Origin of the sequence: Leisingera aquaemixtae (assembly GCF_006740765.1) — a bacterium.
GTDB lineage: Bacteria > Pseudomonadota > Alphaproteobacteria > Rhodobacterales > Rhodobacteraceae > Leisingera > Leisingera aquaemixtae.
Genome location: NZ_CP041159.1, coordinates 1,102,592 through 1,116,470 on the forward strand (window position 1 = coordinate 1,102,592; position 13,879 = coordinate 1,116,470).

Sequence of the window (13,879 nt, forward strand, 5' to 3'; positions counted from 1 at the left end):
ATCGGCAGGTTTTGCGCCGATGAAAAATAACCCTCAGGTTGATTATATTTATTTTGCAAAATTGAGCGTGTGAATAACGCGGTGGGTATTTTGTGGATTAATCGAATTAAATTAAAATTCGCAAAAAATAGCGAGGCGAAGTTAAAGTTGTGGTTTTAAATAAATGCAATGTGAGATTGCATTTTTCGTTTGCGCTGTGCGCCAGCCGTGCCAGCGTCGAGGAGCCTTTTGTCTCTAACGAATGGGGTTCCAACATGACTGCTCAGCGTAAAACCAAGGACTTCCGCGCAACCCGTCCAGCCGCAGGCGCAAGCCTGTTTGCGGGTGATGCGACCGAGATGTTCTCCTCCGGCTCCGCGCCGGAATGCACTGCGGATCTGACGGCAGGAGAGGGTTTGACGCTGTTTTCCTCCGGCTCGCTGCCACAGAGGGCCGACCGCTGGGCTGGCGGGGAAACCGGTCTGTTTTCATCCGGCTCGGCGCCCTTGGCCAGCGGCGGAACCACAACCGGCGATCTGGTGGAGATGTTCTCCTCGGGATCGGCACCGGCGGCGCGAGGCGATGCTGCCGCAGGCGATCTGGTGCAGTTGTTTTCCTCGGGGTCGGCCCCGCAAGCGCAATCAGAAGTTGCCTCGGGCGATCTGACAGAGATGTTTTCTTCCGGCTCCGCCCCGGCGCCGGGTGAAACTGCATCCGGGGATCTGACGGAAATGTTCTCCTCCGGCTCTGCGCCTGCGTCAACGGCAGAGGCCGGCGCAGGCGACGGCACGCATCTGTTCTCCTCCGGGTCCGCACCGGCACCGAAGGCGCGCACCAGCGCTGGCGATGCGACCCGGCTGTTCTCTTCGGGCAGCTGACCGGAACGGGGCCGGTCTCCCTCCCGGCCCCTGACCATGAGCGGCTCCGGTTTCCGGGGCCGCCGCCGCGCCGCATTCATCCGCAAGAGGTTCCCATGGCCCAGATCATCCCGTTTTTCTCTCCTGCTGCCCGCCAGTCCCGGGCCGATGCGCAAGGGGCGCTGATCGCCGGTTTCGCAGCCCGCCGGCGCAGCCAGGAGGATGTGTTCTGGCTCAAGGAAAATGCGGAGCTGCTGAACATTCTTGAATGCACCGGGGCGGATGTGAGGGCCGAGGCCCTGGCGCCCTTGCAGCCGTTTTACGAAGGCGCGGCACGCCAGATCAGTTTCTTCCGCCAGTACTACCGCTTCATCTTGTCGATCTGCCTGGACCTGGAGGATCTGGGCTTGCCGGGGCAGACCGGGGCGCAGATTGCCCAGTGGGTTTGCGCCCAGGGGCTGCCCGCGGCGGAGCTGTCCGACCTGCAGCGCGCCGAGGCCCGGCGCCTGCTCGCACGGCGCGGCATCCCCCTCCGGGACGACGGGCTGGACGACCGGCTCCGCAGCTTTATCTCCCGCCCGCAGACCTTCGCCATTCCCAACAAAAAGGCCGCCTACGAGCTGACCCACATCGTGTTTTATCTGTCCGAGTACGGGCGCCGGGATCCGGGGCTGCCAGCGGCTGCCGTGACCAGCCTCGAATTCGCGGGTCTGGTAGCCTTTCTCGACCAGAATGCCGACCTGCTGGCGGAGATCTGCATTGCCATGCGCTATGCCGGACAGCAGACGCCGGCCGCGTGGGAGGCTTGGCTCGACAGGCAGGTTTCCGCCTATATGCTCGCTAAAGATGAATTTTGTGGACTTCATGATGCGTATCACGAGTATTTTGTGACCAACTGGCTCATGCTGCTGTCCGGCCGTCCGGCCTTCCGGCAGCCGGTCCCCCTGGGGGCGGTGCATGTGTCGGCGCAGCAGGGAGGGAGCATTTTGAGGAGCCTGTCTGAAGCCGTGTTTGATGCCGGAACGGCGCGGGCCAGCTGGAGCGCGGTGAAAGCGCGCGCCGAGGCGGCGCTGAACGAGGAGCAGCATCGCATTCTGCTGGCGGCAGAACGCAGCTGTGCCGGGTTTGCCGGATTTTTCGAAGGGTTTGCCCGCGCGGGCAGCGCAGGGGCGGCGTGATGCGCTGTTCCCGCAACCAGGCGCTGGCCGGGGCGCTGCTGGTGGTTGCCTACACCGGGCTGATTGCCTCCGCCGACGGGATCACCAAGCTGCTTGCGGGGCAGTACGCCGCGGCCCAGCTCTATGCGCTGTCCGGCGCGATGGTTGCAGGCTTCTGCCTGCTGGCGGACCGGCTGCCGGCCGTGCGCGGCGGCTTCCGCACCAAGTGCCCGCGGGCGATGGCGCTGCGCTCCGGCGCGACACTGGTTGCGGCGGTGTGCTTTTTCTATGCCTTCCGGCTGCTGCCCTTTGCTGAGGTGTTTGTGTTCATCGGTCTGATGCCGCTGCTGGCGGGCGCCATGTCCGGGCTGGTGCTGAAGGAGCCGGTGCGCCCGGCCGCCTGGGCGGCGCTTGGCGCTGGATTTGCAGGGGTGCTGTTCCTGTTTCCGGGCGGCGTCGCCTCCGCCACGCCGGGCCATCTCGTGGCTTTGGCCGCGGCGGTTTCCGGCACATTTTCCATGACACTGGCGCGGTTTATCGGCCGCTATGAAAGCAATTCGCTGGCTCAGGTCTTTTATCCCAACCTGACTCTTTGCCTGGTGATGCTGGTGCAGCTGCCCTTTGTCTGGGTCCCGATGCCGCTGGCGGATGCGGGCTGGGCCGCGGCCTATGCCTTCCTGCTGTTCGGGGCGCGCTGGCTTCTGGTGGTGGCGCTGCGGCTCCTGGCCTCCTACGCCGTCACCCCGCTGATGAATTTGCAGTTCATCTGGATGGCGGTGATCGGCGCGGTGTTTTTTGGGGAGTTTCCGCCCGCTGCCACCTATTTCGGCGGCGCCATCGTCATTGCCTCTGGCCTTTATCTGGTCTGGGACCAGTTCGCCCCGGCAATGCCGCGGCTGCGCAATCCGGGACGGCTGCAAACCGATCCGTGACCTGGCTTGGGGGCGCCCAACAGCGCCGGAATTTTCGGCACTTCAGGCCCGGAAAACACGCGTTTTCCGGGTCGTTTCCCGCGCCGGGAAACATACCGTCAGGGGCGGGATCACATGGAGAACGAGGTGCCGCAGCCGCAGCTGGAGGTGGCGTTGGGGTTCTCGATGGTGAACCGCGCGCCGATCAGCTCTTCGGTGAAATCAATCACCGCGTTCTCCAGGAACGGCAGCGACACGGCGTCGACCACGACTTTTTCCCCCTGTCCCTCCAAGACCAGATCATCGGGTTTCGCCTGGTCCAGCGCGATCTCATACTGGAAGCCGGAACAGCCGCCGCCTTCGACCGCGACGCGCAGCGCCTGGCCCTGATCCGCGGCGCCGATCTCGGCCAGCCGGGCAAAGGCGCGGTCGGTGACTTTCGGGGGCAGGTTCATACGGTCTCTCCAAAGCTGATGTTGCAGCGCAAGTCATTATATAGAAAGGTGCCATCCAGGCAGCAAGATTTGCCAGGGAAAAGATTTGATATGCATGCGCCTTATGCCACGATGCCGGACCGCAGCCGCGGGCGGCAGGTTCCGGAGGAGGAAAGCTCCTTCCGCTCGCCCTTTCAGCGCGACCGCGACCGGATCATCCACGCCAGCGCCTTCCGCAGGCTCAAGCACAAGACGCAGGTGTTTGTGGAGCATGAGGGCGACAACTACCGCACCCGCCTGACCCATTCGATCGAGGTGGGGCAGGTGGGCCGCACCATTGCCGGCGCGCTGGGTCTGAACCAGGAGTTGACCGAGGCGGTGGCGCTGGCGCATGACCTGGGCCACACGCCGTTCGGCCACACCGGCGAGGACGCGCTGCATGCGCTGATGGAACCCTACGGCGGCTTTGACCACAACGCCCAGGCGATCCGCATCGTGACCCGGCTGGAGCGGCACTATGCCGAGTTCGACGGCTTGAACCTCACCTGGGAAACCCTTGAAGCGATTGCCAAACACAACGGCCCGGTGGTGGGGGAGCTGCCCTGGGCGCTGGCCGAATGCAACGCTGAGGTCGATCTGGAACTGCACACCCACGCCAGCGCCGAGGCGCAGGTGGCGGCGCTGTCCGATGACATCGCCTATAACAACCACGATCTGCACGATGCGCTGCGGGCGGAGCTGTTCACCGACGATGACCTGGCCCGGCTGCCGCTACTGGACAAGGCTTACGGCCAGGTCGACACGCTGTACCCCGGTCTCGACCCGAACCGCCGCCGCCACGAGGCGCTGCGCCGGTTCTTCGGAGTGATGGTGAGCGATGTCATCGACACCGCCCGGCTGCTGCTCGCGGAAAGCGGCGTGCAGAGCGTCGAGGAGGTCCGCGCGCTGGGGCATCCGGTGGTGAAATTCTCCGATCCCTTGTGGCGCGACCTGAAGGAGATCCGCGCTTTCCTGTTCACCCGCATGTACCGGGCGCCCTCGGTGATGGAGAAGCGCGCCAAGGTGGCCAAGGTGGTGGAGGCGCTGTTTCCGTACTTCCTGGACAATCCGCTGGAGATGCCGGAGCGCTGGCAGGCCGACATTGCCGCAGCCGAAGACCGCACCGCGCTGGCGCGGATCGTGTCCGACTACATCGCCGGCATGACCGACCGCTTTGCCCTGCAGCAGCATGAGCGGCTGATCGGGGTGAAGGTCGAGGTCTGAGGGCTTCCAGCTGCTGTTTCTGTCCTTTCGCATGTGCCGTGCAGGGACGGGGTAGAGAAGGCGGCGCCGCCAACGGGGGCGGAGGATAGGGCCAGAACGCCAGCGCGCCCCGGGTCCGGTCAAAAGCTTCGTCAGTCAGACGCCCCTGCACCTTTTGTTGAGGTGGTCTTTGGGGTCCTGGTCTCCTGTGCGCGCGGGGTGCCAGACCCGCGCCATGTGCTGCAGCGGAAGTAACCATCGCAGATCCCGGTTAAGGCCGTGCAAGCAGGGCGTGCGCTGAGGCGGGCTTTGGCGCAACGCCGTGCGGCGGGCTTGTGCTGGAGAAAATGTTCCCGTAATGTTCTCGGGAAGATTATTTGACTTTGAGGATTGCCGGAATGATTGAAGGAAGCTGCTGCTGCGGTGCGGTGAAGTTTGAACTGCTGGCGCAGCCTGCGCTGATGGGCACCTGCCATTGCTCCCGCTGCCGCAAGGCCGGGGCCAGCACCATCGTCTTTGTCAAGAAAGGCGACCTGCGCTGGATCGAAGGCAGGGAGGAGGTGGCGCTGTACCAGCCCGCGCCGCCCTACAAATACGGCCGCTGCTTCTGCCGGATCTGCGGCAGCTCCCTGGGGGAGATCCTGTCGGAGGAGGAGACCTTCCCCATCGCCGCAAATGCGCTGGACGGGGAACTGGAGGTCAGGAACAGCTTTCATGAGTTCGTTGGCGAGAAGCCCGGCTGGTCCGAAATCTGCGACGGTGCAAAGCAGTCGGAGGGGCATCCTGCGTAGGAGCTCTGGCATCTGCAGGGGCCGTTCGTTTCGGGGGCTGCTCCCTTGCCGGTGTTGGCAGGTTTGAGGGCAGGGGCGTGTATCCCCATTCAAATCACAGACCGGGCCGTTTGCGGCCCGGGCTGTTCTTGCCGGCCCGGCCTCCGCTTGCCGGTCTGCGCCGGGCTTTGTGTTCTCCCCGCCGAATTGGCTTTAAACCGTGCTATGATCTGGCCCTATGATGCCGCAAGGCATCGGCGCTATCCGCTGGGAGAGGCAGAACAAGGGGCAAGCCATGGCACGCTGGACCGTCACCTTCACGGACAAGCCGGAAATGGACCGGGTGCGCAGCGACAGGAAGCGGCGCGAGGCGCATATCGCCTTTGTGCGGTCGCGGCCCGAGTTGCAGATCGGCGGCGCGCTGGCGATGCGGCCGATGCAGGACTTTCCCGGCGCGATCTGGAACGTGGAGGCCGAAACCCGCCAGGATGTGGAGCGGCTGATCCTGCAGGACCCGTATTACGTCGCCTCCCTGCGCCGCTACACGATCACGGAATGGGGCACCGCCTCAGCCGTGCAGAACATCCTGTCCTGACCCGCTGACGGCCAGGCCGGACGGCGCGCCGCGGCAGCGGCGCATTTTTCCGGCGCGGAAAAATGGCCGGAAAATTTGAATTTTCCGGTGCCGCCCGCCTGAGGCCCGGGGCTGCCCCTGCAATCCTGTTGACCCTTCCTGCGGCCCCCGGTATCCGCAGTGCTGAACAGTTGGGACGCCAGATATGAACCTCTTTACCGATATCCGCTCGCTCGTGATCGACAGCCTGACCGCCATGACCGGCGAGGGCGCGCTGCCCGAGGGGCTCGATTTTGCCAATGTCGCGGTGGAGCCGCCGCGCGATGCCGCCCATGGCGACATGGCGACCAATGCGGCGATGGTGCTGGCCAAGCCCGCAAAGATGAAGCCGCGCGACATCGCCGAGGCGCTGGCTGCCAAGCTGGCAGCGGACGATCGGATCACGAGCGCAGAGGTCGCAGGCCCCGGCTTCCTGAACCTGCGGCTGGCCCCGGGCATCTGGCAGGGCGTGCTGAAATCGGTCCTGGACGCAGGCACGGATTTCGGCCGCTCGGACGTCGGTGCTGGCAAGCGGGTGAACGTGGAATATGTCTCCGCCAACCCGACCGGCCCGCTGCATGTGGGGCACACCCGCGGCGCGGTGTTCGGGGATGCGCTGGCGGCACTGCTGGCCTATGCCGGCTATGACGTCACCCGCGAGTATTACATCAACGACGGCGGCGGCCAGGTCGATGTTCTGGCGCGCTCTGTCTACCTGCGTTATCTGGAAGCACATGGGCAGGACGTGGCCTTTGCCGATGGCACCTATCCGGGCGATTATCTGAAGCCGGTGGGGCAAGCGCTGAAGGACAAGGCGGGCGATGCCTATCTCGACCAGCCCGAAGAGGTCTGGCTGGCTGAGGTCCGTGAATTTGCCACCGATGCGATGATGCAGCTGATCCGCGAGGATCTGGCCCAGCTCGGCATCGAAATGGATGTGTTCTACTCCGAAAAATCTCTCTACGGCACCGGCAAGATCGAGGCGGCGCTGAAGGAGCTGGATGCCAAGGGGCTGATCTATCAGGGTGTGCTGGAGCCGCCGAAGGGCAAGAAGCCCGACGACTGGGAACCGCGCGAGCAGACCTTGTTCAAATCCACCGATCACGGCGATGACGTCGACCGGGCTGTGAAGAAATCGGATGGCACCTGGACCTATTTCGCGCCCGACATCGCCTATCACTACGACAAGGTGGAACGCGGCTTTGACGAGCTGATCGACATTTTCGGCGCCGACCACGGCGGCTATGTCAAGCGGATGAAGGCTGCGGTGTCGGCGCTGTCCGATGGCCGGGTGCCGCTGGATATCAAGCTGTGCCAGCTGGTGAAGCTGTTCAAGGACGGCCAGGAATTCAAGATGTCCAAGCGGGCAGGGACCTTTGTCACCCTGCGCGATGTGGTCGATGCCGTCGGCGCGGACGTCACCCGCTTCATGCTGCTGACGCGCAAGAACGACCAGGGCTTCGATTTCGACCTCGACAAGGCGCTGGAGCAGTCCAAGGACAACCCGGTGTTCTACGTGCAATACGCTAACGCGCGGATCTGCTCGACCCTGCGCAAGGCAGAGGAGCAGGGGATTGCGGCGGATGATGCGGCGCTCAACGCCGCCGACCTCACCCTGGTGTCCGATCCGGCGCAGCTGGCGGTGGCCAAGAAGCTGGCCGAATGGCCGCGCCTGGTGGAAATCGCGGCCCGCACCCATGAGCCGCACCGGGTGGCCTTCTATCTTTACGATCTGGCGTCGGAGCTGCACGGGCTGTACCACCTCGGAAAATCGCAAGAAGGTTTACGATTTGTTAACGAGAGCAGCCAATCGGCAACACATGCGAATTTGGCCCTGGCCAAAGCCGTTTCCGTTGTCATTTCGGCTGGTCTTGGTATTCTTGGCGTGAAACCGGCAGAAGAGATGCGATAACCAGAACGGGGCGTCAGCCCCTGCGGTTAAAATTGCACACCGCCGGAGTGAGGCAGTTGAAGAGACTTGGGGCGCGGCGCCGTTTCGGCGCTGCCAAACCGGGCAGTGAGGCGGAAAATGGCGTATTTTGCGCAGGCGGGCCAGGGGCACGCCTACATACAGGGTGGTGTTCAAAGGCAGGACACCGCAACTGGCGGGGCCTACGGGCAGCAGTACTCCGATCAGCATTACACCGGCCCGGGCGCGGAACCGGCATACGGTTATGAAGATCCGGCCTACGGGTATCAGCCTGACGGCCAAGGCTATGACGCGCAGGAGTATGCAGCCTACGCCGCGCCTGCCGGGTTGCGGGCGCGATTCTCCCGCAGCCTCAGCCTGCTGGGTGCTGCGGCCTCGGTTGCGCTGGTCGCGGGGATTGGCGTCTGGGGCTACAAGCTGGTGATGCGCGATGTCAGCGGCGTGCCGGTGGTGCGCGCGGCCGAAGGGCCGATGCGCGAACAGCCCGCGAATCCGGGCGGCTCCCAGGCGGATCATCAGGGGCTTGCGGTGAATGCGGTTGCCGCCAGCGGCAGCGCCGAGGCGCCGGCCGACCGGCTGACCCTGGCACCGCCCGCGATCCGGCTAACCGAGGACGACAAACCGCTGCCGCAGCTGGCCGCGGAAACCGCCCCGGCGGAGCTGCCGGCCGTTCCGGCAGAACCGGAGGCGGCTGAAGCCCCCGGTGTCAGCGAGGACGCGGTGGCCTCTTTCCAGAACGGCGATATCGACGCGCTGGTCGCAGAACTCGCCCGCGAGTCGGAAACGCTGTCGGCTGCGGTGCCCGCCTCGGCGCAGGCGCCTGCCATCGTGCAGCCGGAACCGCTGCAGCCTGGCCTGGCCGCGGCAGCGCCGTCGCCCGCCGTCCTGAACGCGCCCGGCGTCAAGCACTCGCTGCGGCCCTCGGCCCGGCCCGCACGGTTCAGCCCCGCTCCGGCCGCAGCCGCACCGGCAGCCCCTGCCGCTGCCGTTGATGTCGACCCGGCCACCCTCCCGGCCGGCACACGGCTGGCGCAGCTGGGCGCCTATGAAAGCCCGGAAGTCGCGCGCGCCGAATGGGACCGCATCCATGCCCGCTTTGCCGATTACCTGGAAGGCAAGCAGCGGGTGATCCAGCGCGCCGAAAGCGGCGGCCGCACCTTCTACCGCCTGCGGGCGATGGGCTTTGCCGGACTGTCGGATGCCCGCCGCTTCTGCTCTGCGCTGGTGGCTGGAAATGCCGACTGCATTCCGGTAACCACACGGTAACGAACCGCCTGGCCGCAAGGCCGGGCAGCGCCCGACCCGCCCCCAGGGCGGGCGCTTTGCACCCACCCCGGGCCGGGCGCTGCCCTCCCGGATCCAAGGGGGCGATAGGGCACACTCATGACTTTCGGAGCCACCATCCTCGACGCCGACGGCCTGCGCCTGAGCGCAAATGAAAAGGCGTTCTTCCGCGATGCCGATCCCTTCGGCTTCATCCTGTTTGCCCGCAACATCGAAAGCGCCGATCAGGTGCGCGCGCTGTGCGGCGACTTCCGCGAGGCTGTGGGCCGCGACTGCGTGATCACCATCGACCAAGAGGGCGGCCGGGTGCAGCGGCTGCTCGCGCCGCTGGCGCGCAATTGGCTGCCGCCGCTGGAGCATGTTGAGCGGGCCGGCGCCGGCGCCGAACGCGCCATGTACCTGCGCTACCGGCTGATCGCGCATGAGCTGCACGGCCTCGGCATCGACAGCAACTGCGCGCCGATTGCCGATGTGGCCTGCGCCGACACCCATGCGTTCCTGAAAAACCGCTGCTATGGCGAAGACACCCAGGCCGTTGCCGCCATCGGCCGCGCGGTGGCGCAGGGGCATCTGGACGGCGGCGTGCTGCCGGTGCTGAAGCATATCCCCGGCCATGGCCGCGCCACCGCCGACAGCCATCTGGACCTGCCGCATGTGGCCAGCGCTCCGGAGACACTGGAGCAAAGCGATTTTGCCGCCTTCAAAGCGCTGAACGATCTGCCGCTGGGGATGACCGCGCATCTGGTCTATGACGCCTATGACAGCCGCCCGGCCACCACCTCGCCGGTGATGATGCAGCTGATCCGAGAGCAGATCGGCTTTGACGGGCTGATCATGACCGACGATATTTCGATGAAGGCGCTCGAGGGCGCGCTGACGGACATCACGCGGGACTCGCTGACGGCAGGCTGCGACGTGGTCCTGCTGTGCAATGCGCCGCTGGCGGACCGGATCGCCGTGGCGGAGGCCGCAGGCGGCATGACAGCGGCAGCGCAAACCCGCGCAGACCGCGCGCTGGCCGCCCGCAAACCCCCTGCGGATCTTGACATTCAGGCCGCCGAAGACGAACTTGCCGCCCTCATGGGCGGGCAGGTGTATGGCTGAGCAGACACTCTTTTCAGACGCGGACACATCGGTAGAGGAACGGCTGGCGGCCGAGGCCCTGATCGTGGACGTGGACGGATTCGAAGGCCCGCTCGACCTGCTTTTGACGCTGTCGCGCACCCAGAAGGTGGACCTGCGCAAGATCTCCGTGCTGGAACTGGCGCGGCAGTATCTGACCTTTGTCGAGAAGGCCAAGGAGCTGCGGATCGAGCTGGCGGCCGATTATCTTGTGATGGCGGCCTGGCTCGCCTTCCTGAAATCCCGCCTGCTGCTGCCCCCCGACCCGGAGGAAGAGGGGCCATCGGGCGAAGAACTGGCTGCCCACCTGGCGTTCCAGCTGGAGCGTTTGCAGGCGATGCGCGACGCTGCCGCGCGGCTGATGGGCCGCGACCGGCTGGGCCGCGACTTCTTCGGGCGCGGCGAGGAAGAGACCGTCGCCCGGATCAAGACCGTCACCTATACCGCCAATCTCCTGGACCTGATGCAGGCCTATGCCCGCATCCGCACCAAAGAGGATTTCCGCCCCTTCGTGATGGACCGAGACTCGGTTTTCACCATGGAGGAGGCGCTGGACCGGATGCGCCACCTGTTGGGCTTTACCGGCGATTGGACCGACCTGATCAGCTATTTGCCGGACGGCTGGCACAGCGATCCGGTGAAACGCCGGTCGGCCACCGCGGCGACCTTTGCCGCCTCGCTGCAGCTGGTCAAGGAAGGCAAGGCCGAGCTGCGCCAGAGCGAAACATTTGCGCCGCTCCAGCTGCGCAGCCTGAACGAGGATAGCTGATGGAAGACCAGATCATGGACGGTCAGAGCCAGGGCGCTCCCGTCCGCGAAGATAGTGACTCGCTGTTTGACGCGCCGCCGATGGCGGAGCAGGAGCGGATGGTGGAGGCGGTGCTGTTTGCCAGCGCCGAGCCCGTCACCCTGCGCGACCTCGAAAGCCGGATGCCGCATGGCTGCAACCCGCGCGAGGCGGTGGAGCATCTGCGCAAGCGCTATGAGGGCCGCGGCGTGCGGGTGGTGCGTCTGGGCGATGCCTGGGCGATCCGCACCGCGCCGGACCTTGGCTTTCTGATGCAGAAGGAAACCACCGAGCTGCGCAAGCTCAGCCGCGCCGCGATCGAAACGCTGGCGATTGTCGCCTACCACCAGCCGGTCACCCGCACCGAGATCGAGGAGATCCGCGGCGTGTCGGTGTCGCGCGGCACCATCGACCAGCTGATGGAGATGAACTGGATCCGCCTGGGCCGCCGCCGCATGACCCCGGGCCGCCCGGTGACATTTGTGGTGACGCCGGACTTCCTGGATCACTTCGGCCTGGAAAGCGCCCGCGACCTGCCGGGCCTGAAGGAGCTGCGCGCCGCGGGTCTGCTGGAAAACCGCCCGCCGCCGGGCAGCCTGCCGCTGGGCCAGAGCGGCGACGAGGACGACGAGCCGGAAGAACAGGCGGAACTGTTCGAGGAGTGACGGCGCCGGCGGCTGTCCAGGCGCCTCGAAATCGGCTTAATCTGCGCTTAGGATGCCTGGCAGAACCGGACACGGGGGGCCAGCACGGTGAATATCAACTGGATCATCAACATGGTGCTGCGGCGGCTTGTCAGCCGCGCGGTGGGCGCCGGTGTGAACGCAGGCATCAACGCCGTCGCCAGGCGCAGCAAGCCGCGGGACCGCGGTCAGGGGCAGAGCGCCCCGCCGGTGCAGCAGGCGGGCCGCTCGCGCATTCCCTCCGTCAAGCAGGGGCGCCGCCAGCGCTAGGCGCCGCCGGTTTCAGGCCAAGCGCCTCCAGCGCGGCACTGGCCGACAGCAGCGCCGACACGCCCAGGCAGCCCGCAAGCCCCCAGACGGCATAAGCGGCCGCTCCGGTAAAAGGCGCTGCAAAGACACATAAGTAAGTCACGGTGCTGAACAGCCCCATGATGGCGCCGCGCTGCCCGGGGTCCAGCAGCGTCACCCGCGCCACCACCAGATTCAGTGCCAGATGCTGGCCGATCCCCCACAGCACCGCCAGCCCCAGCAGCAGCCCATAGTTGTCCGCCCAGACCATCATCAGCAGATAGCTGGCCGTGACCGCCAGGAACACCGGCGGCGTGGCGCGCGCCAGGCCCAGCCGGTCCAGCAGCGGATCAAGCAGCACCGCCAGCCCGAACCCGATGCCGTAGAACAGCGGCAGCAGCCCGGCTTGGGTGATGCTCAGCCCCAGGCCTTGGGTGATATGCGCGCCGGTGAAGAAATAGCTGCTGTAGAACCCCAGCATCATCAGTGCGGTGGACAGCAGCCCGCGGACAATTCCCGGCACCCGCAGCGCCGTCAGCGGCGAGGTCGCCTGGCCGCTGGGGCTGCCCGCAGCGCGCAGGGAGGCGGAGGCGGCCCAGAGCAGCAGCGCCACAGATGCCAGCGTGCCATAGACCGCGCGCCAGCCCGCCAGATCGGTGGCCCAGGCGCTGACGCTGACGCCCAGCACCAGCGACACTGTCCAGCCCGACAGCACCAGCCCCAGCACCCGCGCCTCGCGCCCCTTGGGGGCAATCACCATCGCCAGCGTGTAGATCGAGGGCAGGGCGGCCCCCGCCGCCAGCCCGCAGACCGCCTGCGCCGCCATCAGCATCCGGACATCCGCCGCCGCCGCGCTGGCCGCCAGCCCGGCGCCCAGCAGCAACAGCGCCGCCCGCAGCAGCCGCCCTGCACCGATCCGGTCCGCCAGCGGCGCCAGCAGCAGTGCCGCCGCAGCCACCCCCAGCCCATAGGCGCTGGCCGCCCGCATCACCTCTGCGGTGGTGGCATTCAGGGCTTGGCTGACAGCGGTCACCACCGGCGACAGCAGCAGCGAGTTCGCACCAATCACGCCTATCGCGCTCATCAAGATCAGAATCGGGGTTCGCATGGGTTTACCTTTAAGAATGTTCAGGTAAATCTGCTATGCGCTGAACATGGTTCTGTGAAGGGCGGGCGAAGATGGCAGAAGAAAAAACAGATGGGGTTCGGAAAACGGCTGGGACTCCCCGCGCGCTGGACGCTTTGGACCGAAAAATATTAGGCGCGCTGAGCCGGGACGCGACACTCTCTTACGCCGCAATCGGCCAGAACGTCGGATTGTCGGCGCCCGCGGTGCATGAGCGGGTCAAGCGGCTGCGCGCGTCGGGCACCATCGAGGCAACGGTGGCGCGGCTCGACGGAGCCGCGGTGGGCAAGCCGCTGCTGGCCTTCATCCATGTGGATACCGAGGGGTGGGGCGTGACCACCGGCCTGCTGGCGCTGCAGGAGATGCCGGAACTGGAGGAGGTGCACAGCTCCGCCGGGGACACCAACCTGATCCTCAAGGTCCGCGTCGCCTCCCCCAGGGCGCTGGAGGGGCTGCTTGCGCGGATCTATGAGGTCGGCTGCGTGCGCGCCACCCGCACCTATACGGTGCTGTCAACGCATCTGGACCGGCCGGTGCAGGCGGGCACGACACAGAATCTGGCAGAAGGCGGGCCGGTGAAGTGACGCTCTGAAAGTGCAGCGGACGGCGCCTGACCCTGGGTGGGTGCGAAGCGCCCTCCCGTTTTGCCAGAGGCAAACCTTCGGTTTGACGGGAGGGTCGGGCGCTGCCCGGCGG

At 66.0% G+C, this 13,879-nt stretch carries 15 protein-coding genes; 13 read left to right on the forward strand and 2 right to left on the reverse strand.

Annotation, left to right across the window (positions count from 1 at the left end; all coding sequences use genetic code 11):
* Positions 1–254 precede the first annotated feature (254 nt).
* From R2C4_RS07035 to R2C4_RS07045, 3 genes are all read left to right on the forward strand, one after another.
* Complete coding sequence (locus R2C4_RS07035) at positions 255–857, forward strand: DUF6749 family protein (RefSeq protein ID WP_141890106.1); 603 nt, start codon at positions 255–257, stop codon at positions 855–857.
* Positions 858–952: 95 nt separating this feature from the next.
* Positions 953–2,014 carry a DUF6902 family protein gene (locus tag R2C4_RS07040; RefSeq protein ID WP_141890107.1) on the forward strand — a complete coding sequence of 354 codons (1,062 nt, stop codon included), beginning with the start codon at positions 953–955 and terminating at the stop codon, positions 2,012–2,014.
* Entirely contained in the window at positions 2,014–2,925 is a 912-nt protein-coding gene (locus tag R2C4_RS07045; RefSeq protein WP_141890108.1) for a DMT family transporter, read from the forward strand. The genes R2C4_RS07040 and R2C4_RS07045 overlap by 1 nt, the downstream gene beginning before the upstream one ends.
* 110 nt (positions 2,926–3,035) lie before the next feature.
* Here the strand turns inward: R2C4_RS07045 and R2C4_RS07050 are convergent, their stop codons facing one another.
* Positions 3,036–3,359, reverse strand: coding sequence for a HesB/IscA family protein (locus tag R2C4_RS07050; RefSeq protein WP_058288047.1), 324 nt, complete (start codon positions 3,357–3,359; stop codon positions 3,036–3,038).
* 90 nt (positions 3,360–3,449) lie between these two features.
* Between R2C4_RS07050 and R2C4_RS07055 the strand changes: the two genes are divergently transcribed.
* The 9 genes from R2C4_RS07055 to R2C4_RS07095 all read left to right on the forward strand — a co-directional run bounded on the left by R2C4_RS07055 (position 3,450) and on the right by R2C4_RS07095 (position 12,039).
* Complete coding sequence (locus R2C4_RS07055; protein ID WP_058288048.1) at positions 3,450–4,601, forward strand: deoxyguanosinetriphosphate triphosphohydrolase; 1,152 nt, start codon at positions 3,450–3,452, stop codon at positions 4,599–4,601.
* Positions 4,602–4,978: 377 nt separating this feature from the next.
* Complete coding sequence (locus tag R2C4_RS07060) at positions 4,979–5,371, forward strand: GFA family protein (RefSeq protein WP_141890109.1); 393 nt, start codon at positions 4,979–4,981, stop codon at positions 5,369–5,371.
* Positions 5,372–5,645: 274 nt separating this feature from the next.
* Complete coding sequence (locus R2C4_RS07065; protein ID WP_058288171.1) at positions 5,646–5,945, forward strand: YciI family protein; 300 nt, start codon at positions 5,646–5,648, stop codon at positions 5,943–5,945.
* Between the two features lie 184 nt (positions 5,946–6,129).
* Positions 6,130–7,875 carry an arginine--tRNA ligase gene (gene argS / locus R2C4_RS07070; RefSeq protein ID WP_058288050.1) on the forward strand — a complete coding sequence of 582 codons (1,746 nt, stop codon included), beginning with the start codon at positions 6,130–6,132 and terminating at the stop codon, positions 7,873–7,875.
* A 117-nt stretch (positions 7,876–7,992) separates the two neighbouring features.
* Positions 7,993–9,159 (forward strand): SPOR domain-containing protein, encoded by a 1,167-nt coding sequence (locus R2C4_RS07075; protein ID WP_058288051.1) that lies wholly within the window; start codon positions 7,993–7,995, stop codon positions 9,157–9,159.
* A 117-nt stretch (positions 9,160–9,276) separates the two neighbouring features.
* Positions 9,277–10,281, forward strand: a complete 1,005-nt coding sequence (nagZ, locus tag R2C4_RS07080) for a beta-N-acetylhexosaminidase (protein WP_141890110.1) — start codon at positions 9,277–9,279, stop codon at positions 10,279–10,281.
* On the forward strand, positions 10,274–11,068 hold the full coding sequence (locus R2C4_RS07085) for a segregation and condensation protein A (protein ID WP_141890111.1): 795 nt from the start codon (positions 10,274–10,276) through the stop codon (positions 11,066–11,068). The genes nagZ and R2C4_RS07085 overlap by 8 nt, the downstream gene beginning before the upstream one ends.
* A gap of 14 nt (positions 11,069–11,082) precedes the next feature.
* A complete protein-coding gene (gene scpB, locus R2C4_RS07090) occupies positions 11,083–11,751 on the forward strand; it encodes an SMC-Scp complex subunit ScpB (RefSeq protein ID WP_414671961.1) in 669 nt (222 codons plus the stop codon).
* Positions 11,752–11,838: 87 nt separating this feature from the next.
* Positions 11,839–12,039 (forward strand): hypothetical protein, encoded by a 201-nt coding sequence (locus R2C4_RS07095; RefSeq protein WP_141890113.1) that lies wholly within the window; start codon positions 11,839–11,841, stop codon positions 12,037–12,039.
* Here the strand turns inward: R2C4_RS07095 and R2C4_RS07100 are convergent.
* On the reverse strand, positions 12,014–13,165 hold the full coding sequence (locus R2C4_RS07100) for an MFS transporter (RefSeq protein ID WP_141890114.1): 1,152 nt from the start codon (positions 13,163–13,165) through the stop codon (positions 12,014–12,016). The two genes, R2C4_RS07095 and R2C4_RS07100, sit on opposite strands and share 26 nt — an antisense overlap.
* A 71-nt stretch (positions 13,166–13,236) precedes the next feature.
* Here R2C4_RS07100 and R2C4_RS07105 point away from each other — a divergent pair, with 71 nt between their 5' ends.
* Positions 13,237–13,767 (forward strand): Lrp/AsnC family transcriptional regulator, encoded by a 531-nt coding sequence (locus R2C4_RS07105; RefSeq protein ID WP_141890115.1) that lies wholly within the window; start codon positions 13,237–13,239, stop codon positions 13,765–13,767.
* Positions 13,768–13,879: the final 112 nt, after the last annotated feature.

Excerpts from the sequence above, each read along its gene's own strand:
- R2C4_RS07035 (WP_141890106.1), top strand. The coding sequence starts at position 255 with ATGACTGCTCAGCGTAAAACCAAGGACTTCCGCGCAACCCGTCCAGCC.
- R2C4_RS07040 (WP_141890107.1), top strand. The coding sequence starts at position 953 with ATGGCCCAGATCATCCCGTTTTTCTCTCCTGCTGCCCGCCAGTCCCGG.
- R2C4_RS07045 (WP_141890108.1), top strand. The coding sequence starts at position 2,014 with ATGCGCTGTTCCCGCAACCAGGCGCTGGCCGGGGCGCTGCTGGTGGTT.
- R2C4_RS07050 (WP_058288047.1), bottom strand. The coding sequence starts at position 3,359 with ATGAACCTGCCCCCGAAAGTCACCGACCGCGCCTTTGCCCGGCTGGCC.
- R2C4_RS07055 (WP_058288048.1), top strand. The coding sequence starts at position 3,450 with ATGCATGCGCCTTATGCCACGATGCCGGACCGCAGCCGCGGGCGGCAG.
- R2C4_RS07060 (WP_141890109.1), top strand. The coding sequence starts at position 4,979 with ATGATTGAAGGAAGCTGCTGCTGCGGTGCGGTGAAGTTTGAACTGCTG.
- R2C4_RS07065 (WP_058288171.1), top strand. The coding sequence starts at position 5,646 with ATGGCACGCTGGACCGTCACCTTCACGGACAAGCCGGAAATGGACCGG.
- argS (WP_058288050.1), top strand. The coding sequence starts at position 6,130 with ATGAACCTCTTTACCGATATCCGCTCGCTCGTGATCGACAGCCTGACC.
- R2C4_RS07075 (WP_058288051.1), top strand. The coding sequence starts at position 7,993 with ATGGCGTATTTTGCGCAGGCGGGCCAGGGGCACGCCTACATACAGGGT.
- nagZ (WP_141890110.1), top strand. The coding sequence starts at position 9,277 with ATGACTTTCGGAGCCACCATCCTCGACGCCGACGGCCTGCGCCTGAGC.
- R2C4_RS07085 (WP_141890111.1), top strand. The coding sequence starts at position 10,274 with ATGGCTGAGCAGACACTCTTTTCAGACGCGGACACATCGGTAGAGGAA.
- scpB (WP_414671961.1), top strand. The coding sequence starts at position 11,083 with ATGGACGGTCAGAGCCAGGGCGCTCCCGTCCGCGAAGATAGTGACTCG.
- R2C4_RS07100 (WP_141890114.1), bottom strand. The coding sequence starts at position 13,165 with ATGCGAACCCCGATTCTGATCTTGATGAGCGCGATAGGCGTGATTGGT.
- R2C4_RS07105 (WP_141890115.1), top strand. The coding sequence starts at position 13,237 with ATGGCAGAAGAAAAAACAGATGGGGTTCGGAAAACGGCTGGGACTCCC.